The organism is Ruegeria sp. G2 (genome assembly GCF_056533505.1).
Genome location: NZ_JBQFON010000004.1, coordinates 324,059 through 345,718 on the forward strand (window position 1 = coordinate 324,059; position 21,660 = coordinate 345,718).

Sequence of the window (21,660 nt, forward strand, 5' to 3'; positions counted from 1 at the left end):
GATGCCTTTCAGCACTTTTCTTGTCGGCCATGAATCCCTTGTCATTCAGTGCGGGGAAATGCTGCTGGAGGCGGGGCACAGCATTCAGGGCGTCGCCACGCGGAATTCCGATGTGGAAGCCTGGGCCAAGACTCACTCCTTGCCTCTTCATGCACCTGGCGAAGGATTGTCAGACAGGGTTGAAGGGGTCTCGTTTGATTGGCTGCTGAGCATCGCAAATCTCGATCTGCTACCAGAAGCGTTGCTGAACAAAGCTGCGAAAGGTGCTGTCAATTTCCACGATGGCCCGCTACCGCGCTATGCAGGGCTTAACGCGCCGGTATGGGCCATTCTGAATGGGGAGACACAACACGGGATCACCTGGCACATTATCTCGGGCGGCGTGGATGAGGGCGGGATCGTTGCCCAAAACCTGTTTGATATCAACAACACCGAAACTGCCCTGACATTGAACACCAAATGCTACGGTGCCGCCATCGAAAGCTTTGCCGAGGTCATCCGGGCACTGGAAGCGGATCAACCCCCTGCCCCACAGGATCTGTCGCAGCGCAGCTATTTTGCAAAGAACGACCGCCCTGAGGCGGCGGCCCGGCTGGATTTCGCAAAACCGGCGCATGAATTGGCCGCTTTGGTGCGCGCATTGGATCACGGAGACTATTGGAACCCTTTGTGTCGCCCGAAGGTCGAGCGCGATGGTCAGCTCTGGCTAGTCGGCGCGGCCAAGGTGAGTGAACAGCCAACCGATGCTGTGCCCGGCACCATTCTGGCCAGCAGCGCAGAAAGTGTGACCATCGCCACCCGTGAAGGCGCGATTGAGATCAGCGATCTGCGAAATGGCATGGGCGCACCTATGCCTACCGATGGTATTTTGAATGGCGGCAGCGCACTGCCTGCATTGACCGCGGAAAAGGCGACCGCGATCAATCAATCAATTGCTGAAACGCTTGCCTCCGAACCACAATGGCGGGCCCGCCTGGAATCGCTGCAAGAGGTCGACATTCCGCTGATCAATCCGGCGATGCCGTCCGGTGCCCCCCGCTCGCAAGCGCTGCATGCGCCGGATGGGCTTGCAGATGTGACAGTCAAGGCTGCATTAGCGGCCCTGATGGCACGCCTTGGGGATGCTTTCACCCTCGATCTGGCGCTCCGGCTGAACAGCGCATCCCCCTATCTCAACGACTGGGTTCCGGTGCGCTTTGCTGCGGACAAGACATTCTCAGCGGCGCAGGAGGAGTTTGATCAGACAATTACGCAAGCTCAGGCACTTGGTCCGTTCGCCCATGATCTGCCGGCGCGCCTACCCGGTGCGGCGGCACTGCAAACACCGGTGATCGGGCTATCCGATGATGTTTCGGAAGGTCTTGTTCCAGGCACAAGTCTGACGCTGGCCACGTTTGATGGACAGACAGTGCTGTTTGCCGACAGTGGACATGTCTCCGAAGCCGCGCTGCGCTTGTTCGCGGCACGTATCGAGAATCTGCTGGTGTCGCTGACAGATCCGGCCAAGGCGAGCCTGCCAATTGCCGAGCTTCCCATTCTGCCCGATACGGAACGTGCACAGATCCTGCAGGATTGGAACAATACTTCTATCGCCTATGATGAAGTCACCTGCGTTCACCAGCATTTCGAAGCCCAGGTTGAATGTACTCCCAATGCACCGGCACTGGTATTCAAAAATCTCAGCTTCAGTTATGCCGAACTGAATGCACGGGCCAACCAGGTCGCGCATATTCTGCGTGAGATGGGGGTTGGTCCGGACACGCTCGTGGGCCTGCATGTCAAACGCTCTCCACTCTTGTTGATCGGGGCGTTGGGTATTCTGAAGGCAGGCGGCGCCTATGTACCGATGGATCCGGCCTATCCCGCCGATCGAACCGCTCTTTATCTTGAAGACAGCGGCGCGAAGGTATTGTTGACCGAATCCGCCTTGGCACCCGCGTTGCCGGAACATAACGCACAGCCATTGCTGCTGGATACGGACCCGCGGCTGGGAACGACCGCGACAGACAATATCAGCAGCGGTGTGACCTCGGACAACCTCGCCTACCTGATCTACACTTCGGGTTCGACTGGTCGGCCCAAGGGTGTCATGGTCGAACATCGCAACGTGTCGAACTTCTTCACCGGTATGGACGATCGCATCAGCCATGATCCGGCCGGGGTTTGGCTGGCGGTGACCAGCCTATCATTCGATATTTCGGTGCTCGAGTTGTTCTGGACCCTCGCACGCGGCTTCAAGATCGTACTCAGCGATGATGAAAACCGCGCCCTGGTCGCGGGCGACTCGGCCCCCGGAAAATCCATCACCGGCAAAGGGATGGAGTTCAGCCTGTTCTATTGGGGCAACGACGATGGCGTCGGGCGCGACAAGTACAAATTGCTGCTTGAGGGCGCGAAGTTCGGTGATCAGAATGGATTCTGCGCCGTCTGGACACCTGAACGCCATTTCCACGCCTTTGGCGGCCCCTACCCCAACCCGTCGGTCACCGGAGCCGCGGTGGCCGCGGTGACCGAGAATATCGGGGTACGCGCGGGCAGCTGCGTCGCGCCACTGCATCACACGGCACGCATTGCCGAGGAATGGGCGGTGATCGACAACCTGACCAACGGGCGCGCGGGGCTGGCCATTGCCTCGGGCTGGCAGCCCGATGATTTCGTCCTGCGGCCCGAAAACACGCCACCCGAAAACAAACCAGCGATGCTTGAGGCGATCAGCACTTTGCGCCAACTTTGGGCTGGTGAAACGGTGGAATTCCCCACTAAGTCCGGCGATATGCACGGCGTGGTTACACAGCCGCGCCCGGTCTCCAAAAAACTGCCCGTCTGGGTCACCACTGCGGGCAATCCGGACACCTGGCGCGAGGCCGGGGCCATCGGGGCCAACGTCCTGACCCACCTTCTGGGCCAGAGCGTACAGGAGGTTGCCGACAAGATCGGCATCTACCACACCGCCCTGCGCGAAGCGGGCCATGATCCCGAAGACCACACGGTCACCCTGATGCTGCATACCTATGTAGGTCAGGACCGCGAAGAGGTGCGCGAGGTCGCGCGCGAGCCGATGAAGGATTACCTGCGCTCGGCTGCCGGGCTGATCAAGCAATATGCCTGGGCCTTCCCGGCCTTCAAGAAACCGAAAGGCGTGTCGAACCCATTCCAACTGGATCTGGGCAGCCTGTCTGATGAGGAACTCGAAGGCATCCTCGATTTCGCTTTCCTGCGTTATTTCGAGGATTCCGGCCTGTTCGGCACTGTTGAGGACTGTCTGAACCGGGTTGAAGAGCTGAAACGCATCGGCGTGGATGAGATTGCCTGCCTGATCGACTATGGCATTTCGGTCGATCAGGTGATGGAGGGGCTGAAGCCTCTGGCCGAGGTGCTGCGCCTGTCCAATCAGGATACAGACCTGGCTGAGGATGACTATTCCATCGCCGCCCAGATCATCCGCCATAAGGTCAGCCATCTGCAATGCACCCCCAGCATGGCGCAGATGATCCTGATGAGCGACGAGGCGCGCTTTGCCCTGTCCAAGATCAACCACATGATGATCGGCGGTGAGGCCCTGCCCGGCTCGCTGGTCAAGCAGATCAACAAACTTTCCCCTGCACATATCGAAAACATGTACGGACCCACCGAGACAACGATCTGGTCGACAACCGAGACCGCAACCGCTGCGGACGGCGTGGTCAATGTCGGAACCCCGATTGCAAACACACAGGTCTATGTACTGGACGAAATCAACCGTCCCGCCCCCATCGGCGTGGCCGGAGAGCTTTATATCGGAGGCGCAGGCGTGACACGCGGCTATTGGCAGCGCGAAGACCTGACGGCCGACCGCTTCGTGCCCGATCCATTCTCAGACACCCCCGGGGCGCGGCTCTATCGCACCGGCGATCTGGTGCGCTGGCGGACGGACGGACGGCTCGATTTCCTGGGCCGCGCGGATCACCAGATCAAACTGCGCGGCTATCGGATCGAGTTGGGCGAGATCGAAAGCCTGCTGGACGCGCAAGCCGGTGTACGGCAGTCGGTTGTCATCGCGCGCGAGGATACGCCCAATCTGGTGCAACTCGCGGCTTATATGACCGTCGATCACGCTGTGGATGAAAAGGCATTGCGTCAGGCGCTGGCGATGCAACTGCCGGACTACATGGTGCCAACGCATTTTGTGACGCTGGACAGCTTTCCGCTGACACCGAACCGGAAAGTAGATCGCAAGGCCCTGCCTGCACCTGCAGCACAGAAACCGCGTACCGAACCCACCGTATCTGAGCCGGCCTCGGGCGGTTCTGCCACACAGAAAATTGCGGCGATCTGGTCACGGATTCTGGGTGTTTCAGACATCAGCGGGCGGGACAATTTCTTCGATCTGGGCGGGCATTCCTTGCTGGCGGTACAGGCACATCGCGAAATCCGCACAGAGTTGAACGTGCCGGGGCTCAGCATAACGGATATTTTCCGGTGCCCAACTTTGGCGGCCCTTGCCGAAACGGTCGAAAAGAAATCAGGCTCCAAACCTACCGAAGCAAGCCCGACGCAGCCATCGCCAGAAAAAGCCAGCAGCCGTAGCGATGCTATGGCGCGCAGACGCGAGATGCGGGCGCGCAGACGGTCGGCGTGAACAGGTTTACAGCGATAAAGGCCGAGCTTCGCAAGATGCTCGGCCCGGAGATAGGTATCGGGGTGACCGATCCCAAAGCTTCGGGCGCTGCATTATTGCCCGGGGAAATTCCCGCAATGAAACGCGCGGTCGAAACGCGTCGATTGGAGTTCGCCGCCGGACGTAGCGCTGCTCGACAGGCGATTAGAGAACTAAACCTCAGCCCCGTCGCAATCCCGATGGCTGACGATCGCAGCCCAGTTTGGCCCGACGGCGTAATCGGCTCGATCACCCATTGCAACGATATCTGTATCGCAATCGTTGCACATAAGGGCTCTGAACACGGTATCGGTATTGATATCGAGCCTGACGGGCTGTTGGACCCCGACCTTGAGGCGGTGATCTGTACACCGTCTGAAAGAGAATGGCTGGATACCCAGAACACTGAGCGACGTGGACATCTGGCAAAACAGATTTTCTGCGTGAAAGAGAGCATCTACAAAGCGATCCACCCGCTGATTGGACAAATGATCGAATTCCAGGACGTCGAATTCCTGCGCCCTTTGCAACCCAACAGCCCCATTGCACTGACCATTGGTGATCGCACAACCAGGCTGGAGCTCAGACTGATGAGCCAGACTCTCGATGATAAATTCTTCAGCTTCGCCGCACTCGACGACATGTCAGCCATGTTTTTGCTCAGCCTAGAGAGCGTGTCTTGATCAAGCGATATATTCCAGGTCGTATCCGGGTGGCCACAGCCGCCATAGCCGGTGTTATGCGCCTAAACGGCGCAAGACCAATCGATATCGCCACGTTTGATTCGTTATATGACAATCCCGGCCCTATGCCCGCCATTCCGCAGAAGGTTTTCCATCTGGGGCACAGTCTGGTCGGCCCGGATATCCCTGAAATGCTAAAACAACTGGCGGGTAAAAGGCACGATTACACCAGCCAATTGGGCTGGGGCACACCGCTGCGGGCCCACTGGGATCCAGAAGAAACCATCAACGGGTTCGAGCTGAGAAATGCCCCAGCTGAATATGAGGATGCTAAACAGGCCCTCTCGTCCGGCGAATACAATACGCTGGTCATGACTGAGATGGTCGAAATCCGGGCCGCCATCAAGTATTATAACAGCGCAAAATACCTTCGCAATTGGATCCAACTTGGCCGCCAGTCCAATCCGGACATACGCATCTTTTTTTATGAGACATGGCACAATCTGGACGACAAGGAAGGCTGGCTGGAGCGGATCGACAAAGATCTTGAGCGCTATTGGTTCAATGGCATTCTTCGGGTTGCTTTGGGTTATGAGGGAACACCGGCCCCGGTCTATGTCATCCCTGCCGGGCAAGTCATGGCGCGTTTCGTGCGTGAAGTTGAGCACCGTGGCGGCGTCGGACCTATTGCCGACCGAAACCACCTGTTCACTGACACGATCCACCTGAGTGATTATGGCACCTATCTGGTCGCGTTGACCCATTACGCGGTGTTGTATCAAACCTCACCCCTAGGATTGCCACATGTATTGACCAAAGCCGATGGCACGCCCGCCAAAGACCCATGCCCCGAAGCCGCACGTCTGATGCAGGAGATCGTCTGGGATGTGGTGACTAATTTGCGGTTTACCGGGTTGGCCAGTCCTGATCCTTGATCTCGCCCACCCACAGACACGCTGGGCTGATGCCGGGACAAACAACCATCTTGCCGAATTGAAACGCTCAGGACAGAATCATCGCCAACGTGATACCTGACACTCAACCCCTTTAACGCCAAGACCTGATATATATGCCCAATTCACTCGCCTATCTGATGTTGATGGTCTGGCCGATCATCATGGTCGTATTGTTTAAGAAACTTCCGGCGCCACGCGCTCTGCTGATCTCGATATTGGGCGGCTATGTTATCTTGCCCCCAAACACATATTTTGATCTGCCGCTGATACCGACGCTAGACAAGCACACAATCCCCAGTTTGGCTGCATTAGTGTTGTGCCTGACAATGTTGGATCAGAAAATCAGGTTTTTTCCGCAATCCCGTCTGGTTTCGATCTTGATGCTGGGGTTCCTGCTCAGCCCGATTGTCAGCGCTTTGGGCAACCTGGAACCGGTTTTTGCCGGACCTGTCGTTCTGCCGGGGATGACTGCCCGAGATGCGATTTCAGAGTTCCTGAAGCACGTGATTATCATTATCCCATTTGTTCTGGGCTTCAATATTCTCTCAACACCCGACAATAAGAGAGAATTCCTAACACTCTACATGGTTATCGGGTTGATATACTCGATTCCGATCTTGCTCGAAGTTCGGCTCAGCCCGCAACTCAACAACTGGGTTTATGGGTTTTTTCCCCAGCTCTTTTGGCAGCAAGTTCGATTTGGTGGTTTTAGGCCCACCGTGTTTCTTGGCCACGGGTTGTTGGTGGCGTTTTTCGTCCTGATGTCGTTTCTGGCGACAGCCGCGCTTTTGCGAGGTTCGCGGGGCAATGATCGGTGGCAAAAATTTGGCATTCTCGTATATCTGTTCGCCATCCTGATTCTCTGCAAAACGGTGGGTGCGGTTTTATTTGCCGTCCTGTTCGCGCCCATCGTGCTATTTGCCAGTTCCCGTATACAACGCTGGGTAATGCTGATTTGTGCTGTATTCCTGATAGCTTACCCAATCTTGCGCGCAGAAGATGCAATACCCGTTGAGCGTATTCTCGGCTATGCGGCGCAGATTCAGGCTGAACGGGCCCAATCTCTGGAATTTCGCTTTGAGAACGAAAGCATGCTGTTGGAGCGCGCCGCCGAAAAACCACTCACCGGCTGGGCATTCTGGAATCGAAATCGAAACATGGATCCAGAAACCGGTCGCGTTCTGACTGTTCCAGATGGATATTGGGTCCTAATCATCGGTGTGCTGGGCTGGTTCGGGTATATCTGCATTTTTGGGATGCTGATCTTCCCACTTCTCCGGCTTTGGGCAAGACGCAAAAAGTGCATCGGCTCACCCGATGAGTATGTTACAAACGGCATTGCGCTCATGCTGAGTATCAACCTTGTTGATTTGATCCCCAACGCATCCATCAACAGCATGACTTGGATTATGGCTGGCATGCTGCTAGCCAAGTCCACGGCTGCGGTGCGGGACCGATCTGATGAGGCCGACGTAACGGTCCCCCAGCCAGATCCACCTCGTGTGGCTCATGTGCGCAAGCCGCGTGGTCAGGCGAAAGCAACCGCTTCCGCTCAGCTAAAGAACCCGCATAACAAACGACGTTCGAGGCAGACCAACACCTAAGTGTTCAGTTTTCTCGCGGGGACGCCAGCGACGGTCGCACCGCTTTCGACATCGCGGGTGACAACACTATTAGCGCCAACGGTCACGTCATTGCCGATCGTGAGCGGGCCCATGATCTTGGCACCTGCTCCGAGATCCACATGTCCCCCGAGAACAACCGTTGATACCAGCGTAACCTGTTGGAAGATCATGCAATTCGGTCCGATACGGGCGGTGGGGTGGATGATGATTCCAGTTGGATGCGGCAACCGAAGACCGCCTTCGATATGGGTATTCAGATGAATCTCGGATTGTGTGATCACCGACCAGAACCGGTGCACCAGAGCCCAGTATTTGCTGAACGCCCATCCGATTGGGCCACCCCGCGCCTTGGCCGCCTGATATCGCCTGATCGCGCGCAACAGCTTGTAACCCGGGTCCCAAAATTGCCGCACTTGTTCGCGCGACCAGTCCGGAACTGTCGCTGAGACCACCAACGGTTGCTCTAGCTCAACAGGTGACGTTTGCTGGATATTGCCTTGCATGGATCCGATCTTTTCAGCCTGTCACGCGCCCTAGCCGTTGGCATCGGGCGCGATTGGCGTTGCTCAGAATCCCAGACGCGCCAGACGGGGATAAATCCTGCGATAAACAACCGGTGGTAACCAGTTTTCCAGAACTTCCTGCCGGTGCGATTGGCGGTCGAACTGATCTTCTGTACCGGGACGTGGCTTGAAGATCGTCGAATGTGCCTTGCGGCTGGGGTCCCAGGTCGCTGTATAGTAGTACAGCGCTATGGACTGGCGTGGCTCACCATCGGGATGATTCACTTTTTCGGGGTTGCCATGGAATGTGCTTGTGCCTGTCGAGAAGCAGCACATGCGGTTGAAAGTCGGCACAAAGCTTTTGACCTTGGTAGTCATGTCGTTGCTCCAGATCTCGAATGAACCGCCCCATTCCTCGCGCCAGTCGTCGTTCAGATAGATCAACACGTTCAGGCGCCGTTCAACGACCATCTGTTTGTGCAGATTGAAATCCGCATGAATATCCAGATGCCCCCCGTTTTTAACCCGGTGGATGCCCGCGCCGATATAATAAGGATCGGGGATTAACCCTTTGATACCGGTCATTTCCTCAAGAAACAGGATAAACGGGCGGGAGTTGAAGGCGTGGAACAACTCGCGCGAATAGACCGGCAATCTCTCGGGATTGTACTGCGTTTTCAGGTTCTCCTGCGCCCGCTCAAATGTGTCGCTGTCTTCGCCTTCTTCAAGCGTGGCCACGTCCTTCTGAACTTTGCGCAGAACTTCTTCGGGAAGAAAATTATCGATGCAAATATGGTTATAGGGTTCGCCGCTCTGATATTCTTCGGCAAATGGGGCCGCCGCCGCGCGGGCGTTTTCAACACTGATACTTAGACGTTCGGGATCAATTTGATAGATCGCCATCTTCTTTTCCTATCTAAACAATAACACAACTCGAATTACCGGCCAGCTTCTGCAGCGGCAGAGCAAAGTGGGGATCAAGGTCTTCTATCAGAAAAATGGGGGGATTCCCCCCATTTCGCAATGTGACATATCCAACCATGCCTGACAAACACATGATCAGGATCAATAGGGCTATTTCAGAAGAAAAGTCTCATATTTTGCGACAATGAAACTTGAAACTCTGAAGCATGAAATACCCGGGTCTCCGGTTGGGAACAGGGTGATCTCACGTGATGTTTGAACGAATTGCGGGACACCGGCCAATTTACAGTGGCACATCCGCAATTCTGCCCATATTAAAGTATTCGTTGTTTATGAGTTCTCGCCCGTCGAATAAGAGTCCATTCTCTTTATGCCCAGGTTGTTGATTATCGGTACCGGATATGTCGCGGATTTGTATCTGCGCTCCCTCAAGCTCTATCCTGAAATCGAAATTGCCGGATGCTATGACCGCAACCCTGAGCGGCTGTCTCAGTTCTGTGCCTACTGGTCGCTGCCCGCGCTGAATAGCTTTGAGGCATTGCTGAAGCTGGCCGCACCAGGGGATATTCTGCTTAACCTGACCAATCCTTCTGCGCATTACGATGTATCGTGCAAGGGTCTGGAAGCCGGGCTTCACGTCTATTCCGAAAAGCCGTTGGCGATGAAGATGGATCAGGCCCAGGCACTGGCCGACATCGCTGCTGAGCGCGGGCTGCACCTTGCCTCGGCACCCTGCAGCTTTCTTGGCGAAGCGCCGCAAACGATCTGGGCCAGTTTGCGCGCCGGTGTAATCGGCAAAATACGCTTGGTCTATGCCGAGATGGATGACGATTTTATCTCGCAGGCCCCCTATCAAAAATGGTTCTCGGAAAGCGGCGCGCCCTGGCCGGCCAAAGACGAGTTCGAAGTGGGGTGTACTCTGGAACATGCGGGCTATTACCTGGCATGGTTGTTGCCCATGTTCGGCCCAGTGCGGACGGTTGTCGCGGCTTCGGCGGCGCTGGCAGATCTGTCCGATGTGACCGCCAGGGCAGCGCCGGATTTTTCGGTCGGAACGCTCTTTTTCGAAAGCGGCGTGGTGGCACGGCTCACCTGTTCCATACTGGCCACACATAACCACGAATTTCGGATCATCGGCGATACGGGCGTGATCGAGATGGACGAGTGCTGGAACAACTCCGCGCCGGTCCGACTGCGCCGACGTTTCTCGTTGCGCCGCAGACTGGTCAATGCGCCGCTGGCCAGGCGTCTTAAAATCAAGGGGCCGACCCACGAGAAACTTGGGCGCAAGGGTGCCGCGGCGATGAACTTTGCCCTCGGCGTGGCCGAGATGCGGGACGCAATCCGCGAAGAGCGGCCCTGCCGTCTGTCCCCCGACCTGTCTCTGCATATGAACGAAGTCACGCTGACCTTGCAAAATGCCGGAGAACACGGCGGAGCAGTCACGATGCAGACCCGCTTCGATCCCGTCGCGCCTATGCCTTGGGCCGAAAGCCTGGCACGTTGAACCATGTTTGAGATTTCGGTCATCATCCCTGCTAACAACGAAGAAGCTTATATCGGCCCCTGCCTCGAGGCTCTCTTGGCACAGGTCATCGCGCACCGGGCCGAGGTGATCGTTTCGGCAAATGCCTGCACCGACAAGACAGCAGATATCGCCCGTAGCTACGCACAGCGGTTTGCGCAGCGGGATTGGCATCTGGAGGTACTGGATTCAGAAGAGGGCGGCAAACCAGCGGCGCTCAACCGCGCCGACGCCGTGGCAACGGGTGGCACAAGGGTCTATCTGGACGCGGATGTTGTCATGTCACCGATGCTACTGGACGCGCTGGTGAAAGTGCTGGATCGTACTGAACCGGCCTATGCCAGCGGCGATCTGAAGGTCAGCTCGGCACAAAGCTGGGTCACACGGGCCTATGGCCGGATCTGGACCCGACTGCCCTTCATGACAGAGGGCGTGCCCGGTGCCGGGCTGTTTGCCGTCAATGCGGCTGGTCGCGCTCGTTGGGAGGCATTTCCGCAGATCATCTCGGACGACACCTTTGTCCGGCTGCAATTCACACCGGATGAGCGTTTGCCGGTTTCGCCTCCGTATTCCTGGCCGCTGGTCGAAGGATTTCAGGCTCTTGTACGTGTCCGGCGCAGGCAGGACGCAGGAGTAGCCGAGCTTGCGCGTTTATATCCGGGTATACTGGATCGGGAAGGCAAAGCCCCGCTTAAAGCGGGACATCTGCTGCGCCTTGCCCTGACCGACCCGGTTGGTTTCGGGGTATATGTCGCTGTGAGCCTATCCGTCCGCAGCCGCAGCGACTCTGCCTGGAGCCGGGGTCGATAATGCGGTGCAAGGTGGAGATATATTTGGCTGGAAGCATAATGCGTCATTCGCGCAATCCTCCGGCCTGTAGCAACACCGTGAAAGGAGGGTCCGGGTGATAACGCCAGATGAAGCGCAGTCACAGTCGTGGGATGTGATCGTCATCGGCGCCGGCATGGGCGGCGGCATGGCCGGGCGGCGTCTGACGGAACGCGGTTTGTCGGTTCTGTTTCTCGAGAAGGGCGTGACGGGCTACCGGAGCGAACGTCAGTACTATGCCGATGATGTCACGGAGCCGATTGCTCGCAAGCTCCGGGGGTATTGGCCCAAACCGGTCGAGGCACACGACGGCGGGGCGGTTTCACACTATTTCGCGCCATTGGGCAGCGGGGTTGGTGGCTCATCCGTCTTCTATGCAGCGGCACTGGAGCGTCCTGAACCGCACGATCTGGACGACGTACCGGGCATCACGCACCCGACTGGCGGTTGGCCCGTGGGATTTGAGGCGTTCCTTCCCTATTTCGATCAGGCCGAGGACCTGCTCTTTGTACATGGTGCGGAAGACCCGCTCTCGGATATTCCTTCGGTCAAACTGCGCCCGCCGCCAGAATTCACACCCCAAGAAGCGGCGATGATGGCCGATTTCCGTGATCGGGGCCTGCATCCGTATTATTCTCATATCGCACAGAAATGGATTGAGGGGTGTGCCAATTGCTTCGGCAGGAAATGCCCGCGCACCTGCAAGATGGATGGCCGCTCGGCCGGTGTAGAACCGGCACTGGCCAGCGGTCGCGCCGCTATCATCACCGAATGCGATGTCGAAGCGCTGGCAGAAGACCAGCCCGGACAGATCACCGGCGTCCGTGTGCGCCATGGTGACGAGACTTTCACCCTGCGGGCCCGGACCTATGTTTTGGCTGCGGGTTCGTTTGGCTCGCCCACCCTGTTGCTGCGGTCAACCGACCTATCCGCAACCGGATGTGCCAATTCAAGCGATTGGGTCGGGCGCGGGCTGATGTTTCATATTGATAATTTCTTTGCTGTCTGGCCAAGGCGGGGTGCGGAACCGATCGGCAAAAGCAGGGCAATATCTACACGCGACTTTTATGTTGTGAAAGGTGAGCGTATGGGCCTGGCGCAATCCATGGGATACGAGGCGGATTACGGAACCATCCTGCGCTTTTTGCTTATGCAGCTCGAACGCTCGCGGTTTGCCAAATACACAAAGCTGCGCCGCCTTCTGAACATACCCGCCCTTTTGGCCGCCAAACTGTTTGGAAACGCCGACGTGTTCGTGGCCCAGATGGAGGACTTCCCCGTCCGCGAAAACCGGGTAGTATTGAACCAGAAGGACCCCGAGGTCTTTACATTCGAATACACAGTCGCGCGCGACGTCTTCACCCGTCAAACCGGACTGCGCCGCGCCATCCGGAGCACAATCGGCCGGTGGCGTGTGATGTTTCTGTCAATAAAACCAATCGTTAACGTCGGTCACCCGCTGGGCACGTTACGCTTTGGAAGCGATCCCGCCACGTCGGTGCTTGATCCCGATTGCAAGGCACATGATCTGCAAAACCTCTATGTCGCCGATGGTTCGTTCATGCCAACATCGATGGGGGTCAATCCAAGCCTGACCATCGCCGCCAACGCATTGCGGGTCGCAGACATCATCGCTGATCGGACGAACCAGTCTAAACAACCCAAGGAGGCGTCATGACAGATATAAGCCAGCGAATTCGCGAAGGTATCGCCGTCGTCACAGGTGCCAGCGCGGGATTGGGACGAGAACTGTGTCGCACTCTGATTGCCGAAGACATCCGTGTCGCGGGCATCGGTCGCAACCCCGAACAGTTGACGGCCCTTGCGACCGAGCTGAGGGATGGATTCATGCCCGTCACAGCCGATGTTTCGGACCCAGAGGCCGTCGCACGGGCATTCGAAGATATCACTGCCACCTCAGGCGCGCCCACGATCCTGATCAACAACGCAGCCGTTTATCCGCGCCGCGACATTCTGGATGAAACCCCGGAAAGTTTCATGCAGTCGGTCAACATCAATCTCGGCGGCGTTTTTTATTGCTGCCACGCGGTCCTGCCCGGTATGGTCGAGCGTGGCTATGGCCGGATCGTCAACCTCAGCACCTTCGCCCACATTGCACCGGCGCCCACTGCCGCGGCCTATTCGGTGACCAAGGGAGCTGCGCAGACATTGACCAAATCATTGATTGCCGATCTTGCCGACCGTTTTCCGGATATCGTCATCAATGACTGGATTCCCGGTGCGTTGAAAACCGGAATGGGCATCCCCGATGGCATCGAACCGGCAGAGGCCGCAAAATGGGGCGTGCGACTGGCATTGTGGCATGATCCGATGCTCACCGGACGCCTGTTTAATCAGGACACCGAGTTTCTGGAGCCAATCTCTTTGAAACGAAAGATATTGAACAAGATTACCGGCAAAAAGCGCATCCCGCTGCACCTTTCGTAACAAGCGCTTGGCGCGATGTTTTGAAAGCCACCGCATTGCCAAAGGTTCAGTCCGCTTGCAATGAGGCAACCAGTTCCCGTGCCTCGATCATATTGTCCTCGATCGAGCAATAGGTCCAACCTCCGTACCGCCCGATGGAATAGACACCACGATCGTTGAGGACTTTGTTCAAACGCTCAACTTCGGACTTGGCCCGCTGGTTGATATGGACATAGGCCGGGTCCATCACCAAGGCGTGGTAGGCCACCAGCTCATGATCATCAATCAGACCTTCACGGGCCAGATCTTCAAGCACGCGGGCGCGGGTGGCTTCGACGTCAACCTCTGCACCACTCGTCAGGCCGACCTCAACATAAAGGCTCATCCGGTCGGCGTCGAAAATGTTGTCATAGAACCCAACACGGTAGAACACCCGCTCGCGATTAGGGTAGTAAACCCAATGCACATCGCGCGGCCCCTTCCGGTCGAAGCCCAGATTGAAGACCAGCACCTTGTTCCAGGTAAACGCCTCTTCCTGATGCTCCAGACCGGCAATTCTGGCCAGATGGTTGAACGGTGCGGACGACACCAGCCGCTCAAAACCAATTTCGCGACGTGTTGTGCGCGCCACCTTGCGGTCAAGGTCAATCCCGACCAGCGCTTCGTCCAAACAGATCGCATCAGGCTTCACGGCGCTGGCAATGGCATTCACATACTCGATGGCGCCGCCTTCGGGATAGGTGAACGTGGCATTATAACTCTGATTGTCGGGGGTCTTCATATTGCGGATGATGTCATCCACATCCGCGTGCGGAAAGAACCGCCCCATGGCGTCTTTGTCGAGCGAACTGAGGTCGCAAGCATAGAGCTTCTCGTTGTACGGAACCAGGAATTTTTCGCTGATACTCTTGCCGAAACGGCCATAGATCATGTCCAGAAAACTGCCCTCTGCCTGCTCGTTCGGTTTGGCAAAATACAGGTCATACAGGCAGTCGATGAAATCCGCCTTGGGCAATTGGTGGATGTTCTTCTGAAATGGAAAATCAACCCAGTCACCGCCATAGGCGATAAAGGACTTCTTTTCGCAGGTGATAATCTGCTGGCCCTGCATCCGTTCACGCAACCAGGCTTCGATTTCCGGGTTCTTGAAGTGGAAGAAATGACCGGAATAGTCCCAGACAAACCCATCCTTCTTGATGGTTTTGCAATAGCCGCCAATGGCGCTGTCCGCATCAATGACGAGGTAGTCGGCATCGCCAAGGGCTGCAGCAGTGGACAAGCCGCTAATGCCGGCCCCGATGATCAACGTCTGGGTCTTTTCCATGTGCAAGTTCCTACATTCAAATGATAACGTCTGTACGGGTTAATATCTGCGTCAGCCTTTAAAGGCACGGATCGCGGCCTTGTATCCTTCAACGGTTTTGGTCGCGACTGCATCGGGGCTGTAAAGCTCGCTGCAATCTGCCCAAGCCTGTCGCCCAAGCCGCGCGGCAAGGTCCGGATCGTCCAACAGGCGCTGACAGGCCGCAACCATTGCCTCTAGGTCCTGACTGGGGATTAAAAGGCCATTTCGCTCGTCTTCGATGACTTCGGGAATGCCACCCACCGCCGTTGTGACCAGCGGACAGCCCAGAGACATCGGTTCCAGCAACATATATCCCATCGTATCGTACTGGGCCGCAATCAGAGTCAGGTAGTGGCTTGTTCTCAGACTCATCAGCTCGGAATGAGTCATCTGTCCCCGGTAGTCGACACGATCACGCAACTTCGGTGGGAAATTCTGCTCGAAGAACTCCTCAAAATAGACTGTGCCATTCTCGGTTTGGATACCTTGATCCGGGCCGATGAAGGTCAAGGTCAGATCTGGGTTCGCCTCGGCAAGCCGCGCAAAGGTCCGCAGTACCAGATCCCCGCCCTTGATGCTGTCGAAACGCCCGACGAAAAACATCTTGTTCTTGTCACACCGGTCAACTTGCCAGGTCTCAGTTTCTGGCGACGAAACAATTGGAGTTGGAATAATGGTACTGCTCTCAATCCCAAGATCATAGTGTTTGCGAATTGTATCCAGCGTGTCGTTACAGTTGGCCGTCACATAATGCGCTGCTTTGATGGCCAGCCCTTCATATTTCGAACGCCCGTCATTGATGGACTGCGCGGATGTTGCGTCCTTGAAACCACCGGTCAGGACGAATGGGCCGTGCAAACGCACTGAAACGGGGACGATATTCATCATCGCAACCTCGGCACCCATTCCGAAGGATTCCTCGATCTCGAAAACCTCGATCCCTTTTTCGGCCACCAGCTTGCGAATGGCCATTGCGATCTTGGCCGAATGCCGCAACGCGTCGTAGGGGCGCGCCGTCAGCTTCGACTGTATTTTGTGCCAAATCCTTGAAAGAAAAGGAACCTGAACGTCACCGAGGTCAATCGTATACGGATCCTTCTCTCCAGCGTCAGGCGTCAGAATATAAACTTCATGTCCAAATGCCCGCAGCGAGGACACAAGCTGCGACGTGTATGTTACAATTCCGGACGCGACGCGTCCGGGCGGCCAAGATGAGACGTAAATCGCGATCTTCATCGGCTGGTCGGTTCTTTCATTCATGTCCAAAAATCTGAGCAAACGGTTCTCTGCCCATCTCCTTCTTGGGGCCTAAATCAAAATCTCTTAAAGATGGAACAACTGCCACCGGACGGCGCGGGTTGTGCACGTAAATGACTCGTAGCAGGGACTCTCTGTCCATGCTAGATTCCAGTTGCAGTTGTCATTGTCTGTGGCACAGTATCCACGCTGGATTCTAGCTTTAGTTGCAGTGATATGCGGCAATTTTGACCTCGAAAGAGGCGCCCCAACACAGGGGACAATCAAATAGGGTACGAGTTATTGTTGCAAAGGTTGGCTCGGGAAATCACGATGGCTTGCCCTCTCAGGTCGATCCCGCAAAAAGGTGAATCATGACAAAGCACATTCTTCTCACCGGCGGCGCCGGATTTATCGGCTCGCATACCTATGCAGCCCTTGTGGATGCCGGTTACGCGGTCACCATTTTGGACAATTTCGAAAACGCGCGCCATGATGTGCCTGACCGGCTGTCCCAAATCACAGGAAAAGCTGTACCGGTCATCGAGGCAGACATTCGCGACCAGGACGCCATCAAATCCGCATTTGCCACCAACGACTTTGATGCCGTTGTGCACTTTGCTGCATTGAAATCCGTCCCTGACAGCGAAGCCGATCCCATCGGCTATTACAATTCCAATTGCACAGGCTTGATCAACATCGTCGACGCAATGCAGGCAAGTGGCGTTAAAAATATCGTCTTTTCGTCATCGGCCGCAGTTTACGGCAGCGCTTCGCAAATGCCCTTAACCGAAACCAGCCCCTGCCTACCGGACAGTTGCTATGGCTCCACAAAGCTATTCGGAGAGGAATTTTTGGCGCGCGTCACCAAGGCGCATCCCGATGTCAAAACCGGCATACTGCGCTATTTCAATCCTGTCGGGGCTCACCCATCCGGGCTGATCGGGGAAGATCCCTCTCAGCCGCCCGGCAATCTCGTTCCGGTGATTGCCCGCGTCGCGCGCGGCGAAATCGAGGCGCTTTCCATCTTCGGTGGCGATTACGATACCCCCGATGGAACCTGCATCCGTGATTATATCCACGTCCTTGATCTGGCTCGGGGTCATGTACTGAGTCTCGATGCACTTCTGAACCAGAAAGAAAGCCATCTCGTCAATCTTGGCACCGGGCGAGGTAACTCGGTCCGTGAAGTTCTGAACACCTATTCGGAGGTGATCAATCGCGAGATACCCAATCGCATTGTGGATCGTCGCCCTGGCGACCCGCCGGTTTCTTATGCAGCGACAGACAGGGCAAGCGAAGTCCTTGGATTTGAGGCGAAGCACGGCCTCAGGGACATGTGTGAAAGCAATTGGAAGTTTTCAGGGGATAAGTGAAGAATGCTCTGAGTGCTTGGAACCATCATCCATGCACTTCCTCGAAATCATGTTGCTGCGGCCCAAAGTTCAGCCATTCCCCAGCCCACTGCTGCTCCGACCAGCACAAGCGGCATCAACCGGACCTCATGCAGCAGTGATACCCAGCCTTCCCGACGCCCCATCACCAAGAGCGCGGTGACCTCGGGTATGCGATGCAATGCGACAACGAATAGCGCAAGGGTCGTTGACCCGAAACCCCATATCGCGATGAACAGTCCGACCCAGATCGTTGCAGCGCTTACCAGGCTGAGAACCGTCATCTCGCGGAACCGGCGTTGCGCGCTATAGGCCTCGCGCAACAGGCGCGGGCCAATCAGGATCAGACCCACAGACAGGATCTGGATCATGCCCGCGACGTCCGCGTATCGGTCATCGTAGATAATACCTACCAATGTTGGGGCGAAAGTCATTAGCGTACCGGCTCCGAACATCGCCAGACTGTCAAACAGGATGCGGTATCGATAATAGCGGCGGCGCAAAGATGCCTCTTCGCCGTCTTTGTGCAATTCAGTGAACACCTGAAGTCCCATCTGAGCGTGTACCGTGTTCAAAAACGTCTCGACAATATCCACGATCTGACGGGCGATATAATAGAATCCAAACGAGCTTGCCGACATCGCAAAGCCTAAAACAAAGCGGTCAGCCATTACGGTGACGGCGGACAAAGCCGAATGACCGATGATCCATTTGCCGCGCTCGATGATCACCCGGAAATCATCAACGCTCCAACTCAGCCGCATCGCTGGACCGATAAACATCGCATAGCTAAGCGTAACCATGATAACTGCGCCTGCGAGATTACCCAGAACCAGCGCCCAGATATTACGCAGCCAGAAGGCCAGACCTATAGTTATGACCGTTGTCAGAACCACTCTGATCAGCGTCTCTTTGCTGACCTGACGGAACTTCATTTCGCGTTCATAGACAAACTTGGCTGGTGACGCGAAGCCGCTGATGATAGAAAACCCACCGATTGCGGCGATTGCAAATGGAAGCGTCGGGTCACCATAGCTTGACTTTGGATCGAACCACTCTGCCCCCTGCCCCCACGATATGCCAAACGCCAGCAGGATACAGACCAGCAGGATCAGAACTCCGCGCAATATCTGCGCCGTCCAGCAGGAGCGCAGAAACCCATCATCCAATTCGCCCTCGCGGGTCAGGATCAGCGAGCGCACGCCCAGATCGGAAAACATCTCGAGCACGAAGATGAAGGTCATGACGACGGCGAAGACCCCGAATATCTCGGGCGTCAGTATGCGGGTCAGCACGATGGTTGAGACGATCCGCGCCATTACCTGCATCACGAAGACCATTGTCGATAACGCGGCCGACGCCATGATCTTGCGCCGCAGACTGTCGCGGTCGGACATCAGCCCGGATATGCGCTGGCTTATGAACTTCATGCCGGTTCAGCCATGGTCTGACTCCACCACATCCTAAAAGCCGAACAGATTGGCCTGGGTGATGCCCTTGCGGATAAATTCATCCCGATCCGCTTCGGGCTTCCAACCCAGAACCTCTTTGGTGCGGGCATTGCTGAAGGGGGACAGATGGCCCCGGGATTTCCAATCGCTATAGGACTGGTTCTTCAGATCACGCAGCCCGACGACGTAGCGTTTGAGCAGGTATTTGATGCTGCCCGACAGGTAGAAGGTCCAGAAAGCGCCTTTTTTGACCTCGATCCGCGCGTCCAAAGCCTCATGTATCGCGTCAAAATAATCCCGCGCGCTCATCATCGGCTCACCAATCAGATTAAATGACTGCCCCACGGCAGCGTCATTGTCGATCATTGCGATCAGAGCATCCGAGATATCTTCGATCAGGACAAACGGTAGGATGTTGTGCCCATCCCCCCAGATCCGCACCGCCCCGGCCCCATGCCAGCGCCCGATGCCCCAATGTTGAAGCGGCCCGCCCTCACCGATGACAATGCCGGGCCGCGCAATTACCAGAGGCAGGTCCTGATTCCGGTGCATTTCAAGCAGTCGCTTCTCGCATTCCGCCTTTGAGCGGGCATAGAGGTTGCGGTCGCTCATATCCTCGCCAAATCCGGTGTCTTCTGTGATCGTGCGCGCTGGATCGGACATGTCATATGAGGCGATGGTTCCGGTGTAGATCAACCGCTTGACCCCGGCCTCTTGCGCTGCCTCCGCCACGCGCACAGCCACACCGACGTCGTTTTCAAGGCACCCTTCCCAGGTACTGTCCATGGATTTGGCCAGGTTATAGACGACGTCAATCCCTTCCATGGCAGCGGTCAGCGCCTCTTTGTCCCGCAACGAAACAGCAACAGTTTCAACCTGATCAGCAATGTCGGCGAAAGGTCCATGCCGCCCACGACTGAGGACCCGCACCCGACGTCCGCTTTTGACCAAAGCGCGTGTCAGATGGCGACCGATGAAACCAGTGCCCCCGATCACCATAACCGTAGGCTTCAAAGTTGCAGCAGGCACGACCGGGGCAGGCTTCGCAGTGAATTCATCCGGTATCAATTCGGCGGTTTGTTCAATGGCTCCGATGACGGCCCCGGCAGCAGCGGCCGAAAAACGGTCGTCCACCGGGTTGTTAGTGCGGATCGCATCGTAAAACGCACCAAACGCCCCCAGAAAGCTCAGCGCATAGGGGGATTTGCGGTTCAACGATGTCAGTTGTCTCACTCCGTTGACCACGCCCTCGCGCAGATGCTGACCCGCCAGCCCCATCTGTTGACGGAATGGGTTTATGACGATGTCGGATGTGTTCTCGCATCGGATCGTCAGCGTGTCTGCAGCATAATCCAGCCGCGCCATTGCCGAGGATCCATGCACCACAACCGACCGGTCATCCATTGTTTCAACTAATTCGAGATTGAACGTCAGATCGACATGGCCGGCCCGCGCCCGGATCTGCCAGCTTTGCGGGCGGACCTGCCCCCCTTGCAGAGTGACGGGCTTACCTGCTTCCAGTCTGAAATCGCTGAGCTCACCAAACAGATCTACGGCAAAGGCATACAGATGCGGCCCCAGTTCGAAAAGCAGATTGCGTGCCTCTTGCAACATCCACAGGCCATAGGGACCGGATCGCAGAGGCACCAGGGGAAAGCGCCAGTTGAACTCGGCGCTGTTGATTCTGCCCAACGCGCCAGACCGGCAGGCTTGTTTCAGCCGCTTATATGACGGGACACCCAGGAAGTTGTGGCAGACGGCAACCTGCCGACCGGCCTCTTCTGCAGCAGCGGTGACTGCGCTGCAATCGGCATGCGACAACGCAAAGGGTTTCTCCACCATCACATGGAAACCCGCCCGAAGGCAGCGCTGTGCCAGATCGGCATGGATATGCGGCGGGGTCAAGATATGGACCGCGTCGCAGATATTGGCCGTCGCCATTTCCTCGATTAAGGTAAAGGACTGAATTCCATAAGTCCCCGCGAAATCCGACGCCGCAGCGGGCGACACATCGCAGATTGCGGTCAGGTCAACGCCTTTGCTGGCCCGCAGCGCGTTTGCGTGCCAGGTTGCGATATATCCGGCTCCGATCAGGCCGACGCGAATTGGGTTCTGAGACATATACTT

15 protein-coding genes are annotated in these 21,660 nt (G+C 56.5%); 9 read left to right on the forward strand and 6 right to left on the reverse strand.

Features of this window, described 5'->3' with window-relative positions; all coding sequences use genetic code 11:
* The first annotated feature begins 1 nt into the window (after position 1).
* The 4 genes from ACR0DU_RS10355 (at position 2) to ACR0DU_RS10370 (ending at position 7,879) form a co-directional block, all read left to right on the forward strand.
* Positions 2–4,618 carry a MupA/Atu3671 family FMN-dependent luciferase-like monooxygenase gene (locus tag ACR0DU_RS10355; protein WP_480874277.1) on the forward strand — a complete coding sequence of 1,539 codons (4,617 nt, stop codon included), beginning with the start codon at positions 2–4 and terminating at the stop codon, positions 4,616–4,618.
* The gene (locus tag ACR0DU_RS10360; protein ID WP_480874279.1) at positions 4,615–5,319 is read left to right on the forward strand and encodes a 4'-phosphopantetheinyl transferase family protein; all 705 of its coding nucleotides are present in this window, start codon (positions 4,615–4,617) and stop codon (positions 5,317–5,319) included. The genes ACR0DU_RS10355 and ACR0DU_RS10360 overlap by 4 nt, the downstream gene beginning before the upstream one ends.
* Positions 5,316–6,254 (forward strand): hypothetical protein, encoded by a 939-nt coding sequence (locus ACR0DU_RS10365; RefSeq protein WP_480874281.1) that lies wholly within the window; start codon positions 5,316–5,318, stop codon positions 6,252–6,254. Before ACR0DU_RS10360 ends, ACR0DU_RS10365 begins: the two co-directional genes overlap by 4 nt.
* 134 nt (positions 6,255–6,388) lie before the next feature.
* Positions 6,389–7,879, forward strand: coding sequence for an O-antigen ligase family protein (locus ACR0DU_RS10370; protein ID WP_480874284.1), 1,491 nt, complete (start codon positions 6,389–6,391; stop codon positions 7,877–7,879).
* Here ACR0DU_RS10370 and ACR0DU_RS10375 read toward each other — a convergent pair.
* Together ACR0DU_RS10375 and ACR0DU_RS10380 are read right to left on the reverse strand one after the other, a co-directional pair.
* Positions 7,876–8,403: a serine O-acetyltransferase gene (locus tag ACR0DU_RS10375; RefSeq protein ID WP_480874287.1), complete on the reverse strand. Its 528-nt coding sequence runs from the start codon at positions 8,401–8,403 to the stop codon at positions 7,876–7,878. The two genes, ACR0DU_RS10370 and ACR0DU_RS10375, sit on opposite strands and share 4 nt — an antisense overlap.
* Positions 8,404–8,466: 63 nt before the next feature.
* The gene (locus tag ACR0DU_RS10380; protein WP_010442203.1) at positions 8,467–9,306 is read right to left on the reverse strand and encodes a 2OG-Fe(II) oxygenase; all 840 of its coding nucleotides are present in this window, start codon (positions 9,304–9,306) and stop codon (positions 8,467–8,469) included.
* Positions 9,307–9,697: 391 nt separating this feature from the next.
* Between ACR0DU_RS10380 and ACR0DU_RS10385 the strand changes: the two genes are divergently transcribed.
* The 4 genes from ACR0DU_RS10385 to ACR0DU_RS10400 all read left to right on the forward strand — a co-directional run bounded on the left by ACR0DU_RS10385 (position 9,698) and on the right by ACR0DU_RS10400 (position 14,128).
* Entirely contained in the window at positions 9,698–10,834 is a 1,137-nt protein-coding gene (locus tag ACR0DU_RS10385; protein ID WP_480874291.1) for a Gfo/Idh/MocA family protein, read from the forward strand.
* A 3-nt stretch (positions 10,835–10,837) separates the two neighbouring features.
* A complete protein-coding gene (locus tag ACR0DU_RS10390; RefSeq protein WP_480874293.1) occupies positions 10,838–11,662 on the forward strand; it encodes a glycosyltransferase family 2 protein in 825 nt (274 codons plus the stop codon).
* Positions 11,663–11,756: 94 nt separating this feature from the next.
* Entirely contained in the window at positions 11,757–13,358 is a 1,602-nt protein-coding gene (locus ACR0DU_RS10395) for a GMC oxidoreductase (protein WP_480874295.1), read from the forward strand.
* Complete coding sequence (locus tag ACR0DU_RS10400; protein ID WP_480874297.1) at positions 13,355–14,128, forward strand: SDR family oxidoreductase; 774 nt, start codon at positions 13,355–13,357, stop codon at positions 14,126–14,128. The genes ACR0DU_RS10395 and ACR0DU_RS10400 overlap by 4 nt, the downstream gene beginning before the upstream one ends.
* 46 nt (positions 14,129–14,174) lie before the next feature.
* Here the strand turns inward: ACR0DU_RS10400 and ACR0DU_RS10405 are convergent, their stop codons facing one another.
* A complete protein-coding gene (locus ACR0DU_RS10405; RefSeq protein WP_480874300.1) occupies positions 14,175–15,431 on the reverse strand; it encodes a protoporphyrinogen/coproporphyrinogen oxidase in 1,257 nt (418 codons plus the stop codon).
* Between the two features lie 51 nt (positions 15,432–15,482).
* Complete coding sequence (locus ACR0DU_RS10410) at positions 15,483–16,712, reverse strand: glycosyltransferase family 4 protein (RefSeq protein WP_480874303.1); 1,230 nt, start codon at positions 16,710–16,712, stop codon at positions 15,483–15,485.
* 350 nt (positions 16,713–17,062) lie between these two features.
* On the opposite strand from ACR0DU_RS10410, the gene galE reads away from it, so the two are divergent.
* The gene (gene galE, locus ACR0DU_RS10415; RefSeq protein WP_010442210.1) at positions 17,063–18,064 is read left to right on the forward strand and encodes a UDP-glucose 4-epimerase GalE; all 1,002 of its coding nucleotides are present in this window, start codon (positions 17,063–17,065) and stop codon (positions 18,062–18,064) included.
* 47 nt (positions 18,065–18,111) lie between these two features.
* Here the strand turns inward: galE and ACR0DU_RS10420 are convergent, their stop codons facing one another.
* Both ACR0DU_RS10420 and ACR0DU_RS10425 read right to left on the reverse strand, forming a co-directional pair.
* Complete coding sequence (locus ACR0DU_RS10420; RefSeq protein WP_480874306.1) at positions 18,112–19,512, reverse strand: oligosaccharide flippase family protein; 1,401 nt, start codon at positions 19,510–19,512, stop codon at positions 18,112–18,114.
* 33 nt (positions 19,513–19,545) lie between these two features.
* Positions 19,546–21,654: an NAD-dependent epimerase/dehydratase family protein gene (locus ACR0DU_RS10425; RefSeq protein ID WP_480874309.1), complete on the reverse strand. Its 2,109-nt coding sequence runs from the start codon at positions 21,652–21,654 to the stop codon at positions 19,546–19,548.
* Between the last annotated feature and the right edge of the window lie 6 nt (positions 21,655–21,660).